Origin of the sequence: Epilithonimonas sp., assembly GCF_032054305.1 — a bacterium.
GTDB lineage: Bacteria > Bacteroidota > Bacteroidia > Flavobacteriales > Weeksellaceae > Epilithonimonas.
Window position 1 is genome coordinate 368,488 of sequence record NZ_DAMBSX010000005.1, and the last position, 15,787, is coordinate 384,274.

Below are 15,787 nucleotides of genomic sequence, written 5' to 3' on the forward strand. Positions count from 1 at the left end.
GAGATTGTAATGAAACAAAGATATCAAATTATTTTATATTCTCACAAAAAAGAGTCTAATCATGAGTTATCCACAAAAAAATGTGGATAAGTATGAAATTTTAACATTAAGTTTACATTTCGTATTGTTTTTCTTTCTAAATTTACAATAGAGATTTAGGAAATGAACACAAAATTTGCTTTTGACCCAATCGGAATTACTCAAATTAAATTTGATATAAAAATTTAAAGGATAGCATTGTCGGCTGTCCTTTTTTGTTGTTGTCTAACTAAAAAAATGAGATGTTTTATCTACTGAACCGGCTTCTAAAGAGTCGGTTCTTTTATTCTTAAAAATAAAAAAGACCACTTCTTTCGAAGCAGTCTTTCTTTTCATTTTCAGATTTTATTATTTAGCAGCATTCACATTGATACCAATTTCAATGTCTTTACTGATCATCCATTCAGCTGGGTCAGTTTCATCAGTCCCGAATTTGATTCCCCAATCTGCTCTGTTCACAGTAAATTTAGCTTCAACACTAGCTTTACCCTCAGCAACAGTTACTTTCGCAGGGAAAGAAACGTTAAGCGTTTTTCCTAATAATGTCAAGTTTCCGCTCACAGTTTTGTTAGCTCCAGCAACGGCATCTTTTGGAAGTTCTCCAGCCAAATCAGCCACAGAAGTAATTTTGAAATCAGAAGTTGGTTGTTTCTCAACATCAAAGAAGTCAGCATTTTTAAGGTGTGCTTCCAAATCAGCTGGTTTTTTATCAGCCTCAGTTACAGACGCAGGGTCAACTTTCAAAGTGGTCATATCAATTACGAAATCTCCAGAAGTTACCGCATCATTTTCAACAGTGATTTCTCCAGATTTCAAGTTAAGAGTTCCCCAACGTGGCGCAAAACCACCTTTGTGGAAGGCTTTCCAATCTACTTTTGATGTTGCCAAATCTACTTTGTACGCTTCACCTGTTTTTGCTGCAACTTCCTGTGCATCTTTTACTGTCTCTTTTTTGTCGTTACAAGCTGTAAACATCAAAGCAGCGCCTGCTAATGCTAATACTGTTAATTTTTTCATAGATAATATTTTAAATAATATTGTTTTTCTTGCAGCAAAAATAAGACCTTAAATCTTGACATCACCTTGATGTACATCAATAAAATCTATAGTTGTAATTATTTGACTTCGTCGAATCTTTAAATTTAGGCAGCTTTATTCGCCTTCCCACTCCCGATATTTTTTGCCAATGCTAAATTCCAGCACAAAAAAATGAGCTCCGTTCAAGTCGGGCTACATAAGATTCTATATTTAAAAAACGCTAAAATTTAACATAATAAATTTCAAAATAACACAACATCAAAATTAAACCATAAACGACTGATTATCAATATTAAAATATTTTATAAAAAATTCAATAATATCAAAATTAGGCATTAAATTTGTTTCTTAATTTTAACATAATTAACATTTTTTAACAATTTAAAAATCTTATTTCCAATGAAAAAAACTTTTGCTGAAAAATCAAATTATTTGGTTTTTCTTGGGACTGCTGCTTTAATCGTTAACGCAGTATTTTTTTTGAATTCCTGTAACAAAAAATCAGAGCAGGTGGTAGATTCAAAAACAAATTCAGAAAAAACCGTTCCCAAACCAGCAAAAGTGATTTCCACAAAACCAGAGATTTCCGACGACCCGAATAAACGTTATATCTATCTAACCTTTGACGATGGTCCAAATAACGGAACCGAAAACCTTCTGAAAATCATCAACAAATATCAGATTCCTGTAACATCTTTTATCGTAGGAAAACACGCTTATGATAGCAAAACGCAAGCAAAAAATCTGAAAGAATTAGAAAATCACGATTTGGTAGAATTAGCCAACCACAGCTATGCTCACGCAGAAAACAAATACTCTGAATTTTATAAAAATCCGGAAAAAGTAGTCCACGATTTTGACCGAGCCAAAGACAGTTTAAAATTCAAGAACAAATACGCCAGAACCCCTGGAAGAAATATCTGGAGAACTTCTGACATCGACAATACCGACATCAAAAGTTCTAAAATTGCAGCAGACGAATTGCAAAGAGCGGGTTATGTTTTGGTTGGCTGGGATTTGGAATGGAAACCTGACAACAAAATGAAACTGAAAGGTTCACATCAACAAATGGCAAAACGTGTGGACAGTATCTTTTTCAACGATTTGGAAAAAACTTCCCGCCATTTGGTTTTTCTGACACACGACCAATATCTTCAGGATGATGATTCGGTTAAGGAATTGGATTTGTTTATTTTCGGCTTGCAGAACAGCAATCGTTTTGAATTCAGAAAAATATCGGATTATCCTAAGATTAATGATATTTTGAAGTAAGAAAATCCTCTTTTTTTCATCTCGCTGATTTAGTCAATTTCGCAGACTCATTATAAAAAAGTCAGCTTAATCTGCCAAATCAGCGAGATTTTAGTTTCATTCAAATTCTTTGGAAACACCTAATCCAAACAAAGCAAAATCGTAAACCGCCGGGTCAACAGCATTATATTTCCTGAGAATGAAGTCCAATTCTTCAACTGCTTTCCAATCGTTTTGTTTTCTGGTAAGAATTCCTAGTTTTCTGGAAATATTTGCAGTATGAACATCCAGCGGAACAGAAAGAAACTTCGGATCAATCTTTTCCCAAATCCCGAAATCAACGCCTTTTTTATCTTTCCGAACCATCCAGCGCAAAAACATTATCAATCGTTTGGAAGCAGAATTTTTGTAAGGTGAACTCACGTGTTTTTGTCCACGATGGATTTCCGAAATAAAATGATTTCTGAAACGCTCGATAGAATGAGAGAAATTGCTTTCATTTTCATTGATTAGAAACACATCTTCCAGACTTTCAAACTGCTTATAAATTCGTCTGAAATTCTTTAGAAAAAAAATAAAATCTTCGTGGTTGAAAGTCCTGTGAATCACTTTTTGAGGAATTCTATCTAAATCAGAATCTGTAAAATTCATTACAAAATCATACGGTGAATTTTCCATCAATTCCATCATCTTATTTGCATCATTGATAATCGATTTTCTATTTCCCCAAGCGATACTTGCAGACAAAAATCCGGCAATTTCGACATCCTGCTTCAAAGAAAAACGATGCGGAATCTGAATCGGGTCATCGGTAATAAAATCCGGAGAATTGTAGAGTTCTGCTTTTTCATTCAGCAAATCGAAGATGTCTTTTTCTTTCAAATTCATTGTTCAAAAATACGAATTGTTTTTATCGCAAATCGAAGATTCGACGAAGTCAAATGCTCGATAGAATTAATTCTGGAAATAAAAAGTCGCAAAGTTCTCATATTGAAAACATTTGCGACTTAATAAATTAATGATTTAAAATCTAATATCCAGACTGTATCTAACTTCTATTTGTTTATCTTCCAATCACTTCTGTAATTGGTTTTCCGATGGCACCGCTTGGAAATTCGATGTGAAGTAATGCTGAGATTGTTGGTGCAATATCCGTCATATTATAATCGCCGTTGCTCTCGCCGTGCTTGATTCCCCAACCCATAAAAATCAATGGAATGTGAGAATCGTAGGAATTCCAGACGCTGTGAGTCGTTCCTTTTTTAGCATAAGTTGGCAACATCCCATCGTGCGAAATGATTTGAATATCACCACTTCTCTGCCAGTTGTAGCCATTGATAGCTCTTGATTTTATCGGCTCCGGAATAGCGGATGAAGCAATCTTTTTCAAATCTACGGCGTACAAAACTCTTGGGTCTTTGTTCAGATTATCGATGATTGTTGTTTTTATGGCTTCCTCATCCAAGTTTTTTTCTTTGATCAAATTTTGATTCAAATAGATCTGATAATTATCTATTCCGAGAATCAGTTTAGAATTAGCATATTTTTGCTCCAATTCTGCACCCAGATTTTTTTCCATTCCTTCATCAAAGAAACCGCCTAAGATCTTGTTGGCTTTTAAAAATCCTTCAGCATTCGCTCCACCGTGGTCAGCAGACAAGAAAACCAAATAATTATTCTTTCCTACTTTCTCATCCAACATTTTGAAAAATGTCGCCAAATCTCTGTCTAATCTGATGTAAGTATCCTCAACCTCGATGGAATTTGGCCCGTAAGAATGTCCAACATAATCCGTCGAAGCCAGGTTGATCGCCAGGAAATCGGTTTCAGTTCCTTTTCCTAAGGCATAATTATCCAAAGCCGCTTCTGCAAATTTCAGAGTCAAAGTATTTCCGAAAGGTGTCGTTCTGATAACGCCTTTTTGCTTTGAATAGTCAGATAATAGATTTTTGTAAGGAAAAACTGGCTCTTTTGCGCTCCCAACAGGCTTTTCCCATTCTACATTATCTGCCGTACTTTCTGTGTAATCTGCAATCGGCAAAGCTGTTTCCCAACCGTTGGCCAAGAGTTTTTCAGGAACTTTCTGGTCGTTGAAATCTTTTACCCATTTCGGCAACTCATTCATATAATAAGAACTTGTGATGAAATTCCCGGCAGAATCATCAAACCAAAAAGCGCCCGTTGGATTGTGACCTGCAGGCAAAATAGAAGCACGGTCTTTCAAAGAAACTCCAACGACCTTCGATATGAAATTACTTGCGATTCTCAATTGGTCCGTAACAGTTGTTGACCAAAGGTTTTTGGGAGAATGGCTCCCGTTCTTTTTGTTATCAGAACCTATAGGGTTCACGTTGTCATCTGTTGTACAATAGACATTTTTTCCGGTTTCTTTATCTGTCCAGTCGTTCCCGGCGATCCCATGAATGGAAGGAACCGAACCTGTGTAAATGGAAGTATGACCAATCGCAGTAACCGTCGGAATATAAGGAATATGAACATTGTTAAGAGAATAACCTTCTCCCAAAAGTCTCTGAAAACCGCCTTTCCCGAATTTTTTCTCAAAACGGTAAAGATAATCCCAACGCATTTGGTCAACCACCAATCCTACAACTAATTTTGGTCTTTCTCCTGAATTTAATTTTGTTTTCTGTGCATTTACATTTCCAAATGTAGCAACTGCTAAAACGAAAATCTGAATTTTCCTGAACATTGATTTACTTTTTATTGAAGCCAAATTTACGGCTTTCAAAAGTTTTAGGATGTGAAATTTCATTAAACTTATTTGAATATTTAACTCAAATAGAAAGGCCTTATTAATTTACCTTGATAAATTAATCAAATTACCTTGATGAATTGATAAAGTTATCTTGATGAATTAATATAATCATCCATGCAGTTGTAAAGTACCATTATAATAAACAAAAAGAACGAGCAATAGCCCGTTCCTTTCAATATAAAATTTAACAATTCTATTTTCCTCCGCCGGAGTTTTTCTCGACATCGGTTTTAGTATTTTCTTTTACTTTCTGGTTTCCGAAACGTTTAACAAAAGTGAGCGAGAATCCGTACCAATCCCATTTGTTATAATTTCGAATCATCCCAGTCGAGCTATAAGTTGTATTGTCTACACTTGGTCTTTTGAAGATGTTCATCAGCTGTAAGCTTGTTTCGATTTGAGAATTTGGAAAAATCTTGGTTACAGAGATGTTATGAAAAAAATTGTATTTATTCGCAACAGAGTTTCCGTAATTCTGATTATCAACACTGAACCAACCACTGATATTGATGTTCTTATTGAATAAATTGGTATAAGAAAGATTGGTAGAACCACCGATATAACTGATATAGTTATTTGCCTGGTCCAGCCCGTTTTTCCTGTTGAAATCACTGTTATCTATATAATACCAACCGACTCCGAAGTTGACATTCAGTTTATTTTTGAATAGATTCTGATTGGTGTTGGCAAAAAGATAAAACTTTTCAACTTTTCCCTTGAAATTATCCGACACAGAAATTGTTTTTCCGTCTTCCTCTACGAACTTGTTCCAGTAATCCTGGTCTGTAAACATATATCTGGCTGATAAAAAATACTTTTTGAATAAACCGAATTTCATTACGATTCTATCACTTGGATTAGGAAGCAAGTCCATATTTCCACGATAGTACATCCCATTATTTCCGGGCAAAACAAACGGATTGAATTCCGAATACCAAGGCCTCCAAAGGCTATGATTGTATGTCAGACTCAAATCATAATCTGGTGAAAAAGCATATTTCAGCAAAAGATTGGGCATAAAAGTTCCGTAAGAATCTTTTCTTTCATTAGCATTTTCCGTGATTTTGTAATCAATATGCTCATATCGCAAACCTACTCTTGTCTCAAGTTTTTCAAAAAATGTTTTGCTGTAAGTGAAATAAAGCGAGTTGATATTGTCTGTATATCGGAAATCACTCGTTGCATTATTAGCATTATTCAGAAAATCAAAATAATTGTTTGGAATAACATTATTATTAAAATCAACTTTGCCACCAACTTCCAGACTTCCTCCATTTTTTCCTAAAGGTGTTGTATAATCAACTTTTACGTAATAATTCCTGGTCTGAGTGTAAGAATCTATCCTATAAAAATTAGGTATCAAAGCTGTTTCATTGAAAATGGTATTTCCATTATCAGAATCATAATTGATTCCTAAGTTGACATCCAGAATTTTATTTTTCTCCTTGTCATAATACTTATAGAAGAGATTGCTACCAAGTGTTTTTGCAACCGAAGACCTTGTCATATCCTGAACAAAAGTATCCTGCAAAACATCATCTACATAGGTCGTACCGCCGGAATTGGAAGTAGAGTTTCTTTTGCCCTGATAATATTCCAGGACAAGCCCTACATTATTTTTATCATTGAGCTCAAATTCCGAAGTTGATGATACCGAAGGATTTTTATTTTTGAATATACTTTCCGCATTGATATTTTTGACTTTTTTATCTTCATATGTGGTAACTATTGAAGAGTTTTTTGTTATGAAAATATTGTCACCATAACTTCCGGCAAACGTCTGCGTGAAGTTCTTTTTATGATAATTCAGATTCAGACTTCCATATTGATTATTCTTCGTATTCTGAGTATTGGTAAGGGAAATACTTCCTTTCAGACCTTCGTCATCTCGTTTTTTCAGAACAATATTAATGACCGCTCCAGTAGCTTCATAACGTGAAGACGGACTTGTAATGACTTCAATCTTCATCAGGTTATCTGCAGGAATCGTCTTGAGATATTCTTTAAGTTCCTTTCCTGTAAAAACCGACTTTCTGTCATTGATATAAACTGTCACAGATTCTCCTTCAGCTCTCACATTATCATTGTTATCGATGCTGACCAAAGGTGTCATTCTAACAATATCCCAAGTCGTATTTCCTGCTAGAATAGAACTGTTTTCCACATTGAAAACTGTTCTGTCGGCTTTACTTTGAACAGTCGGTTTTTTTGCGATAACTGTTACTGCTTCTATTTCTTTGGATTTGAGAGTATCATTGGTTTGTGCGAGAGAAATTGTAATTGATAATAATCCCAGTAAGGATAAAACTTGCTTCATTGTTATAGTTTATTATAATGATAAGACAATACAAACAGGATAAATGTTACATCGAAAATCAATTAAATTTCTATTAATTCGAATTTTAATTAAATTTGAGGAAAACATAATCTTTAAAATGAATTCAAAAGTTGACGAACACATCAATCAGTCCAAACTGTGGAAAGATGAGATGAACGCATTGAGAACCATTATTCTGGATTGTCAATTGGAAGAGGATTTCAACCTTGTTATTCTTTTCAAGGAAAGAATATTGTGATTATCCAAGGTTTTAAAGACTATTTTGCACTTCTTTTTTTCAAAGGTGGAATTATGAAAGACCCTCAACATCTTCTTGTGAAAATGGGCGAAAATACTCAGGCAGGAAGACAGATGAGATTTGAAAACGTTCAGGATATTTTGGATAAAAAGTCAATTATCAAAGATTATATTTTTGAAGCTGTTGAAATCGAAGAACGTGGAGAAAAAATGGAAATCAAAAGAGAAGCCACACCAATTCCTAAAGAATTTCAAACCAAATTAGATGAAAATCCCGAATTAAAATCAGCTTTCGAATCTTTGACTCCGGGAAGACAACGGGCTTATCTCATTCATTTTTCAGCACCAAAACAAGCCAAAATCAGAGAATCCAGAATCGAAAAAGCAATCCAGAATATCCTTGACGGAAAAGGAATAAATGAGTAAATTTAACAATTATGAAAAATAAACCTCAGCTTTCAGCAGAACAACAGGAAGAATTAATCAAAATCTTGAAAACTCGTTTTGAAAAAAATCCAAAACGCCACGAAAATTTCCAATGGGAAGATGTTCAGAAAAAACTGGAATCAAATTCTGAAAAACTTTGGTCAATCAACGAAATGGAAAGAACTGAAGGCGAACCAGATGTTTTGGGTTATGATAATAGAACCAACGAATATATTTTCATTGATTGTTCCGCAGAAAGTCCCAAAGGCAGACGAAGTCTTTGCTACGACCGAGACGCGCTGAATTCCAGAAAAGAACATAAACCTGTCAATAGCGCTTTAGATTTGGCTAATGAAATGGGAATCGAAATTTTGGATGAAGAACAATATCGTGAATTGCAAACGCTTGGTAATTTTGATTTGAAGACATCGAGTTGGATAAAAACGCCAGACAATATCCGAAAACTAGGTGGCGCACTCTTCTGCGACAAACGTTACAATACAGTTTTTCTTTATCATAATGGTGCGGAATCTTACTATGCGGCGAGAGGGTTTCGTGGAATTTTGAAAATTTGATAATAAACTAGAGATGAAAACAAAATTTTTGATTCTTAATTTGATTGTATTAGTCTTAATTATTTTGGCTAATATTTTTCAGTTTTATTTCATCAATTACCCGATGAAATTTAATTTTGAATTTGCGATAGAAGATGCTAGTTGGATAATGTTGTTAATCATGATTTTAATTTTAGCCATTTTTTCGTTGGTTTTAGGATTTTTAAAAGTTAAGCAATTAGATTTTCAACGAATTTTTTTATGTTTCAATGTTTTGCTTTTAATTTTTATAATTTATTATTCCGCAGATGCTTTTATAAAGACAAAAAAAGAAATTTCAAAAAGAGAAAAGGAATATATTTCACAAGCTAAAGAGGACATTAAAAATGATAATGTTACTTTTGAATATTCGGGCGGATTAGAAATGATCTCAGATAATCAAAAAATCATAAACAAAACAGACAGTATCCAAAAAAAGTACGGCATCAATTATAAAAATCTAGGTTGCGTTATTGTTCCTAGTGAGGATGAAGCTCGCCAAAAATATTATGAAACTGTTAAACCATATTTAGAAAAAAGAAATGGGAAAAATTGGGAATCAAAAATGAATGCCGAAATTGAAAAAATGAGAAAAGAAAACATTGATCTTTAACTCAAAGTTTTAAACACAATCTTTAGGAACGAATGTCAAGAACAATTAATGAGTTCAACAGCATCGTCTCAATTATGGATAATGTCCCAATAACAAAAAACCACATCTTGCGATGTGGTTTGATTTTTTTAATCTTAGAAATTAAAACTTAAGATCACCATTCACCTCTCTTACAGCTTTTGCAGCTTCAGCAAATTTTGCTTTTTCTTCGTCAGTCAAAGAAATATCTACAATTTTCTCGACACCATTTTTCCCGATAATTGCAGGAACTCCAAGACAAATATCACTTTCTCCGTATTCTCCGTCTAACATCAAAGAGCAGGGAATCATTTTTTTCTGGTCACAAGCAATCGCCTGAACCATCACAGAAACCGCTGCGCCTGGTGCATACCAAGCAGAAGTTCCTAATAATTTGGTCAATGTTGCCCCGCCAACTTTAGTTTCCTCGATAACATAAGCCTTTTTTTCATCGCTTAAAAATTCTGAAACTGGAACTCCGTTTCTTGTAGCTTTACTGAATAATGGTAGCATTCCTGTGTCAGAGTGCGCAGCGATCACCATTCCGTCAACATCAGAGATTGGAGATTCCAATGCCTCAGCCAATCTGTATTTGAATCTTGCAGAATCCAACGCACCTCCCATTCCAATAATTCTTTCTTTTGGAAGGCCAGAAGTCTTATGAACCAAATAGGCCATTGTATCCATCGGATTAGAAACTACGATGATGATCACATTTGGAGAATTTTTAACAAGATTTGCGGTCACGTCTTTTACTATTCCTGCATTGATACCAATCAGTTCTTCCCTTGTCATCCCAGGCTTTCTAGGGATTCCGGAAGTAATGACCGCAACATGAGAACCTGCTGTTTTACTGTAATCTCCTGTTGTCCCGGTAATCTTTGTATCAAAACCATTAAGAGAAGCTGTCTGCATCAGATCCATTGCCTTACCTTCAGCAAAACCTTCCTTGATGTCCACTAAAACTACTTCAGATGCGAAATTTTTCATCGCAATATATTCAGCACAAGAAGCTCCAACAGCTCCAGCTCCTACCACAGTTACTTTCATAATATATTTATCAGTTAAAATTTATATTGTATTGTTTGTAAATATAATAAATCTTGCAAAATCCGAAAAAAAATTAAATCAAACATTTGTCATATTTGCAAATGACTCTTCTCTATTACCATATGATATAATTTATCCCTTAATCCTAAAACAAGGCCTAAAATGTGGTTGATATTTCGTAAATTTGCTTAGAAAAAAATTAAAAATATGTCAGAAAACAACATTAAATCTATTGCGGTTCTGACTTCCGGAGGCGATGCGCCTGGAATGAACGCCGCACTTAGAGCAGTTGTAAGAACAGCAAATCACTACAATATAGAGTGCTATGGGATCAGAGAAGGATACAATGGGCTTATTGCTGGTGATGTGATAAAAATGGGACCTCGTTCCGTGAAAAATATAATTAATCAAGGCGGAACCATTCTGAAGTCTGCCAGATCCAAAGAATTCATGACTCCGGAAGGGAGAAAAAAAGCTTTCGAGCAATGCCAGAAATTAGGTGTTGATGCTTTGGTGTGTATTGGTGGGGACGGAAGTTTTACCGGTGCAAAAGTCTTCAATGAAGAGTTCGGGATTAAAGTTATTGGTGTTCCGGGAACGATCGACAACGATATCTTCGGGACCGATAAGACCATTGGTTACGATACCGCTCTTAACACAGCAATGGACGCCATCGACAAGATCCGTGATACGGCAACTTCCCACAACCGTGTATTCTTTGTAGAAGTGATGGGAAGAGATGCTGGATTCATAGCCCTCAATAGTGGGATAGCAACGGGCGCTCTTGACATCTTGATCCCGGAAAGAAAAGACAGCCTTGATGATCTTTTCGACACTTTCACTACAGCAGAAAAAGTGGGCAAGTCATCCAGCATTGTTGTAGTGGCCGAAGGCGAAGAGCTGGGAAACATCTATGACCTTGCAAAAGCGACAAAGGAAAAGTTCCCTAATTACGATATCAGAGTAACTATTCTTGGACACATCCAAAGAGGCGGTTCTCCAAGTTGCGCTGACCGCGTTCTGGCAAGCCACTTAGGATATGGGGCTGTTATCGGTCTTATGGAAGGCAAGAACAAAGTGATGGTCGGGATGCAATCTAACAAGATCACTTATACTGCTATCGAAGAGGCTATCAAAAAACATAACGAAATAGACAAAGACCTGCTTCAGATCGCTGAGATCTTGGCAATGTAATTCTTAATAAAATAAATATCAAAACAAAACCTTAATTTTTTTAATATGTCAACAATTAAAGTAGGAATCAACGGATTCGGGAGAATCGGACGTTTAGTGTTCAGAGCAATGACTGAAAGATCAAACATCGAAGTTGTAGGTATCAATGACCTTATCGATGCTGAATACATGGCTTATATGCTAAAATACGACTCAGTTCACGGACCGTTCAAAGGAGAAGTATCAGTACAAGGAAACAACCTTGTTGTAAACGGAAAAACAATCCGTGTAACTGCTGAGAAAGACCCTAACAACCTAAAATGGAATGAAGTTGGTGCAGAATATATCGTAGAATCTACAGGTTTATTCCTTTCAAAAGATTCAGCACAAGCCCACATCAACGCTGGTGCTAAGAAAGTGATCCTTTCTGCGCCTTCAAAAGATGATACGCCAATGTTCGTGATGGGTGTAAACCACAAAGAACTGACTGACGATATCAAGATCTTCTCAAACGCATCTTGTACAACCAACTGTCTTGCGCCATTGGCAAAAGTGATCCACGATAACTTCGGTATCGCAGAAGGTCTTATGACAACTGTGCACGCAACTACTGCGACTCAGAAAACCGTGGACGGACCGTCTGCAAAAGACTGGAGAGGTGGTAGATCGGCTCTTAACAACATCATCCCTTCTTCTACAGGTGCTGCAAAAGCGGTAGGAAAAGTGATTCCTTCTCTTAACGGGAAACTGACCGGTATGTCTTTCAGAGTTCCAACTGCTGACGTTTCTGTAGTAGACTTGACTGTAAAATTAGACAAACCAACTTCTTATGAAGAAATCTGTGCTGCTATCAAAGCGGCATCTGAAGGTGAATTGAAAGGAATTCTTGGTTATACAGAAGATGCTGTAGTTTCTCAGGATTTCGTAAGCGATGCAAGAACTTCTATCTTCGATAAAGAAGCTGGAATTATGCTGAATCCAACTTTCGTTAAATTGGTATCCTGGTACGATAACGAGTGGGGTTATTCTAACAAATTGGCAGATATGCTTGTTCATTCAGCTTCTTTGTAATCTAGAGCTTTTTAATAAAATTAAAACCTTTCAATTTATGTTGAAAGGTTTTTTTTATATTTAAAAATGATAAAACTCACAACCGTTTTATGGAGCAATAGTTGTAACTTTATATGAGATGGAAAAATCAATTTTACATCCTAGATTTAAAGATTCACCTCATTTCAAAAATTTCTGGGAAAGAGGAAATGGAAAACAACTTATAGAGTTTTCCGATGCAAAAGTTAGCTTTAAAGATTTTGATAAATTCTCTCATTTCTTCTATGATGTTGATGAAATTGGAGATGGAGTTGTAAAAGAAGTTTACTTTACACAATCATTTCCCGAAGCTTCAAAACAAATTGAATCATATATCAGAAATGGTATTTCTGAAAACGATAAAATCCCTGAAAGTGTAAAAGTACTTTTCGGACAAACTCAATCAATTCCAGATTGGGTAGATTTTGATTTGATAAAATATGGTGCGGAACTTTGCATGCGTTGCAATGTAGATTCTTTGATTTCCTTAAGAGATTATTGTTTAATTGGCGGTTACGACTATGCTTATCTAAACAAACCATTGATCATAACAGAAGCTCTGAAAAAGGGCGCAGTAAAACGCCTGTCGGAAACACTGGATTTTTGGGTCAATGTTACAAGGGCAGACGCTCTTCAGATTCATAAAAAAGGTTATGAATTTGCTATCAAAACAAGATTGATACACTCCTACGCAAGACTTTCGATAAAGAAACATTACAAAAATTGGGATACAGAAAACTGGGGAGAACCTATCAATTCCTGGGATATTATGGCGACTTACATCGGTTTTAGTTTGGTATTTCTATTCAGTTTACACAAATTAGGTAATACATTTTCGGAGCAAGAGGAAAAAGGACTTTTTCACCTTTGGAAATATGTAGGTTATTTATTAGGAATTCCGGAAGATCTTTTACCTGATGACAAAAAACAAGCGACAGAATATTTCTATCATTGGACTTCTGTGCAACCGCCGTCTGATAAAGATTCTATCTTATTAGCTCATTCTCTATTGAATGAATCATTGGAAAATCCTATCCTCAAGTTTAATTTCCAAAGAAAAAATTTACGCTATCTGCACATCTGCTGTACTTGGTTTCTATTGGATGATGAAGTCTGCGAAAGACTGGAAATCCCAAAAGTAAAATACAAAAATCTATTTCCAAAGTCAAAGCAACTATTTAATAAGATCTATGAAAAAATAATAAGTAGAGACGCACGAATAAAAAAGGGAAATAAAGATCAAATGAAAGTACTGGAGGATTATCTAAACATAACAAAAAATTCAAATTTCTATTAAATCTAATTGGTAAATTAAAAACCTCCAATCAAAATAATATTGGAATTTGATTTTAAAATTCCGTATTTTTGAGAATAATTTTTTTGAAATAATGAGTACGAACGACGATAAGAAAAAAGCACTGCAACTGGTGCTTGAAAAACTAGATAAAACCTACGGAAAGGGAACTGTAATGACCTTAGGAGAGGATTCTGTAGACACTACCATAGAAGTTATCCCTTCCGGATCTTTGGGGATAGACCTTGCTTTGGGTGTTGGTGGATATCCAAGAGGAAGAATCATTGAGATCTATGGCCCTGAATCTTCCGGTAAAACAACACTTACACTCCACGCAATTGCTGAAGCACAAAAAGCAGGCGGTATCGCGGCTTTCATAGATGCTGAGCATGCATTTGACAGAAACTATGCCGCAAAATTAGGAATTGACCTGGAGAACCTGATTATCTCTCAGCCAGACAACGGAGAGCAAGCTTTGGAAATTGCGGACAATCTGATTAGATCAGGAGCTATTGACATTGTAGTAATTGACTCTGTTGCAGCATTGACACCAAAAGCTGAGATTGAAGGAGAAATGGGAGATTCCAAAATGGGACTTCATGCAAGATTGATGTCTCAGGCTTTAAGGAAACTTACAGCAACAATCAACAGAACAAAATGTACAGTGATTTTCATTAATCAGCTTCGTGAAAAGATCGGAGTAATGTTCGGTAATCCTGAAACTACAACTGGTGGAAATGCACTTAAATTCTATGCTTCCGTAAGAATCGACATTAGAAAGGCAAGTGCGCCTATCAAAAATGGCGATGAAGCTGTAGGAAGCCGTGTAAAAGTAAAAATTGTAAAAAACAAAGTTGCACCACCTTTCAAAATGGCAGAATTTGATATTATGTACGGAGAAGGTGTTTCTAAAGTTGGAGAAATCTTGGATACCGCTGTAGATATGGCTGTAGTTAAGAAAAGTGGTTCTTGGTTCAGCTATGAAGACACTAAACTGGGGCAAGGACGTGATGCCGTAAAAGAGGTACTAAGAGATAACCCGGAATTGGCAGAAGAAATCGAAGGCAAGATCAAAGAACTGATCAAACAAAAATAAAACAGTAGAAAAGGCGGTTAACTAACCGCCTTTTTTATTTGAAGAAATATGTTAATCCCAAACTTAATACCTGTTCTGATTTCTTCTTAGCAATACCTGCATAACCAATTTCTGAAGGACTATTCTTAAGATCTGGATATGTATTTGATAATCCTACGTCATATTTCAAAGCTATTTCTAACTGCCTTTTATAACTGTAACCAATACCAGCTCCTATCCCCAAATTAAATGAATTAGCTTTTCCATAGCTATCTTTTTCATATTGTGGTTTATTTGTATTTTTAACCGTCTGATTGATCAAGAAATTAAATCTTGGACCTATTAATCCAAAAAATTCAGATTCAGCCTCAGAAAAATAACCTTTGAAGTTGAGCGGTACACTTAAATAATTATTAGCATAGACCGCATCATAGCCAGGTCTTCCTTTAGCATCTTTGGACTTTCCTGATTCACCTGCTCCAAAATAAAGAGCTTCCGCCTGAATATAGAACTGTTCGTCGATACCAATCGGAACTTGTGCTGTTACACCTCCTAAAACAGAAAATCTAGCTCCTGAAGGATTATGGGCATTTCTTACTCTGGAATAAGTTCCTCCTGCAACAAGACCAAATTCAGTTGATCGAAAGTCTATTTGTGCTTGAGAAAACAATGATATTAATAAGAAAGACCCGAAAAGGATTTTTTTCATACTAGTGTTTTATAAATTTTTATGCTCCAAATTTAAATAAAAAAAATGAGAAGCCCAGATAGAGCTTC

At 35.4% G+C, this 15,787-nt stretch carries 15 protein-coding genes; 9 read left to right on the forward strand and 6 right to left on the reverse strand.

Annotation, left to right across the window (positions count from 1 at the left end):
• Nucleotides 1-387: 387 nt before the first annotated feature.
• Nucleotides 388-1,056 (reverse strand): YceI family protein, encoded by a 669-nt coding sequence (locus RTX21_RS12990; RefSeq protein WP_312768324.1) that lies wholly within the window; start codon nt 1,054-1,056, stop codon nt 388-390.
• Between the two features lie 420 nt (nt 1,057-1,476).
• On the opposite strand from RTX21_RS12990, the gene RTX21_RS12995 reads away from it, so the two are divergent.
• Nucleotides 1,477-2,349 (forward strand): polysaccharide deacetylase family protein, encoded by an 873-nt coding sequence (locus tag RTX21_RS12995; protein WP_312768325.1) that lies wholly within the window; start codon nt 1,477-1,479, stop codon nt 2,347-2,349.
• Nucleotides 2,350-2,445: 96 nt separating this feature from the next.
• On the opposite strand, the gene RTX21_RS13000 is transcribed toward RTX21_RS12995, so the two are convergent.
• The 3 genes from RTX21_RS13000 to RTX21_RS13010 all read right to left on the reverse strand — a co-directional run bounded on the left by RTX21_RS13000 (nt 2,446) and on the right by RTX21_RS13010 (nt 7,421).
• The gene (locus tag RTX21_RS13000) at nt 2,446-3,216 is read right to left on the reverse strand and encodes a TIGR02757 family protein (RefSeq protein WP_409414981.1); all 771 of its coding nucleotides are present in this window, start codon (nt 3,214-3,216) and stop codon (nt 2,446-2,448) included.
• Between the two features lie 175 nt (nt 3,217-3,391).
• Nucleotides 3,392-5,038, reverse strand: coding sequence for an alkaline phosphatase PafA (gene pafA / locus RTX21_RS13005; protein ID WP_312768326.1), 1,647 nt, complete (start codon nt 5,036-5,038; stop codon nt 3,392-3,394).
• Between the two features lie 259 nt (nt 5,039-5,297).
• Nucleotides 5,298-7,421 (reverse strand): TonB-dependent receptor domain-containing protein, encoded by a 2,124-nt coding sequence (locus RTX21_RS13010; protein WP_312768327.1) that lies wholly within the window; start codon nt 7,419-7,421, stop codon nt 5,298-5,300.
• 118 nt (nt 7,422-7,539) lie between these two features.
• Between RTX21_RS13010 and RTX21_RS13015 the strand changes: the two genes are divergently transcribed.
• From RTX21_RS13015 to RTX21_RS13030, 4 genes are read left to right on the forward strand one after another with little or no spacing between them, the layout of a single operon-like run.
• Nucleotides 7,540-7,680, forward strand: coding sequence for a hypothetical protein (locus tag RTX21_RS13015; RefSeq protein WP_312768329.1), 141 nt, complete (start codon nt 7,540-7,542; stop codon nt 7,678-7,680).
• Nucleotides 7,677-8,105 (forward strand): YdeI/OmpD-associated family protein, encoded by a 429-nt coding sequence (locus RTX21_RS13020; RefSeq protein ID WP_312768332.1) that lies wholly within the window; start codon nt 7,677-7,679, stop codon nt 8,103-8,105. The genes RTX21_RS13015 and RTX21_RS13020 overlap by 4 nt, the downstream gene beginning before the upstream one ends.
• A gap of 11 nt (nt 8,106-8,116) precedes the next feature.
• Nucleotides 8,117-8,680 (forward strand): DUF4256 domain-containing protein, encoded by a 564-nt coding sequence (locus tag RTX21_RS13025; RefSeq protein ID WP_312768334.1) that lies wholly within the window; start codon nt 8,117-8,119, stop codon nt 8,678-8,680.
• 13 nt (nt 8,681-8,693) lie between these two features.
• Entirely contained in the window at nt 8,694-9,311 is a 618-nt protein-coding gene (locus RTX21_RS13030) for a hypothetical protein (RefSeq protein ID WP_312768335.1), read from the forward strand.
• A 141-nt stretch (nt 9,312-9,452) separates the two neighbouring features.
• Here the strand turns inward: RTX21_RS13030 and RTX21_RS13035 are convergent, their stop codons facing one another.
• Complete coding sequence (locus RTX21_RS13035) at nt 9,453-10,379, reverse strand: malate dehydrogenase (RefSeq protein ID WP_312768337.1); 927 nt, start codon at nt 10,377-10,379, stop codon at nt 9,453-9,455.
• Between the two features lie 207 nt (nt 10,380-10,586).
• On the opposite strand from RTX21_RS13035, the gene pfkA reads away from it, so the two are divergent.
• The 4 genes from pfkA (at nt 10,587) to recA (ending at nt 15,031) form a co-directional block, all read left to right on the forward strand.
• Entirely contained in the window at nt 10,587-11,573 is a 987-nt protein-coding gene (pfkA, locus tag RTX21_RS13040; protein WP_312768339.1) for a 6-phosphofructokinase, read from the forward strand.
• Between the two features lie 45 nt (nt 11,574-11,618).
• Nucleotides 11,619-12,623: a type I glyceraldehyde-3-phosphate dehydrogenase gene (gene gap / locus RTX21_RS13045; RefSeq protein WP_027384962.1), complete on the forward strand. Its 1,005-nt coding sequence runs from the start codon at nt 11,619-11,621 to the stop codon at nt 12,621-12,623.
• A 118-nt stretch (nt 12,624-12,741) separates the two neighbouring features.
• The gene (locus RTX21_RS13050; RefSeq protein WP_312768341.1) at nt 12,742-13,938 is read left to right on the forward strand and encodes an oxygenase MpaB family protein; all 1,197 of its coding nucleotides are present in this window, start codon (nt 12,742-12,744) and stop codon (nt 13,936-13,938) included.
• 91 nt (nt 13,939-14,029) lie between these two features.
• Nucleotides 14,030-15,031 (forward strand): recombinase RecA, encoded by a 1,002-nt coding sequence (recA, locus tag RTX21_RS13055; protein WP_312768342.1) that lies wholly within the window; start codon nt 14,030-14,032, stop codon nt 15,029-15,031.
• A 34-nt stretch (nt 15,032-15,065) separates the two neighbouring features.
• Here recA and RTX21_RS13060 read toward each other — a convergent pair whose 3' ends face one another.
• A complete protein-coding gene (locus RTX21_RS13060; RefSeq protein ID WP_312768344.1) occupies nt 15,066-15,719 on the reverse strand; it encodes a porin family protein in 654 nt (217 codons plus the stop codon).
• Nucleotides 15,720-15,787 lie beyond the last annotated feature (68 nt).

What these genes read in the sequence shown, in the direction of transcription:
- RTX21_RS13025 (WP_312768334.1), top strand. Translation starts at nt 8,117, where the DNA reads ATGAAAAATAAACCTCAGCTTTCAGCAGAACAACAGGAAGAATTAATC.
- recA (WP_312768342.1), top strand. Translation starts at nt 14,030, where the DNA reads ATGAGTACGAACGACGATAAGAAAAAAGCACTGCAACTGGTGCTTGAA.
- pfkA (WP_312768339.1), top strand. Translation starts at nt 10,587, where the DNA reads ATGTCAGAAAACAACATTAAATCTATTGCGGTTCTGACTTCCGGAGGC.
- RTX21_RS13050 (WP_312768341.1), top strand. Translation starts at nt 12,742, where the DNA reads ATGGAAAAATCAATTTTACATCCTAGATTTAAAGATTCACCTCATTTC.
- RTX21_RS13030 (WP_312768335.1), top strand. Translation starts at nt 8,694, where the DNA reads ATGAAAACAAAATTTTTGATTCTTAATTTGATTGTATTAGTCTTAATT.
- RTX21_RS12990 (WP_312768324.1), bottom strand. Translation starts at nt 1,056, where the DNA reads ATGAAAAAATTAACAGTATTAGCATTAGCAGGCGCTGCTTTGATGTTT.
- RTX21_RS13060 (WP_312768344.1), bottom strand. Translation starts at nt 15,719, where the DNA reads ATGAAAAAAATCCTTTTCGGGTCTTTCTTATTAATATCATTGTTTTCT.
- RTX21_RS12995 (WP_312768325.1), top strand. Translation starts at nt 1,477, where the DNA reads ATGAAAAAAACTTTTGCTGAAAAATCAAATTATTTGGTTTTTCTTGGG.
- RTX21_RS13000 (WP_409414981.1), bottom strand. Translation starts at nt 3,216, where the DNA reads ATGAATTTGAAAGAAAAAGACATCTTCGATTTGCTGAATGAAAAAGCA.
- RTX21_RS13035 (WP_312768337.1), bottom strand. Translation starts at nt 10,379, where the DNA reads ATGAAAGTAACTGTGGTAGGAGCTGGAGCTGTTGGAGCTTCTTGTGCT.
- RTX21_RS13015 (WP_312768329.1), top strand. Translation starts at nt 7,540, where the DNA reads ATGAATTCAAAAGTTGACGAACACATCAATCAGTCCAAACTGTGGAAA.
- pafA (WP_312768326.1), bottom strand. Translation starts at nt 5,038, where the DNA reads ATGTTCAGGAAAATTCAGATTTTCGTTTTAGCAGTTGCTACATTTGGA.
- RTX21_RS13010 (WP_312768327.1), bottom strand. Translation starts at nt 7,421, where the DNA reads ATGAAGCAAGTTTTATCCTTACTGGGATTATTATCAATTACAATTTCT.
- gap (WP_027384962.1), top strand. Translation starts at nt 11,619, where the DNA reads ATGTCAACAATTAAAGTAGGAATCAACGGATTCGGGAGAATCGGACGT.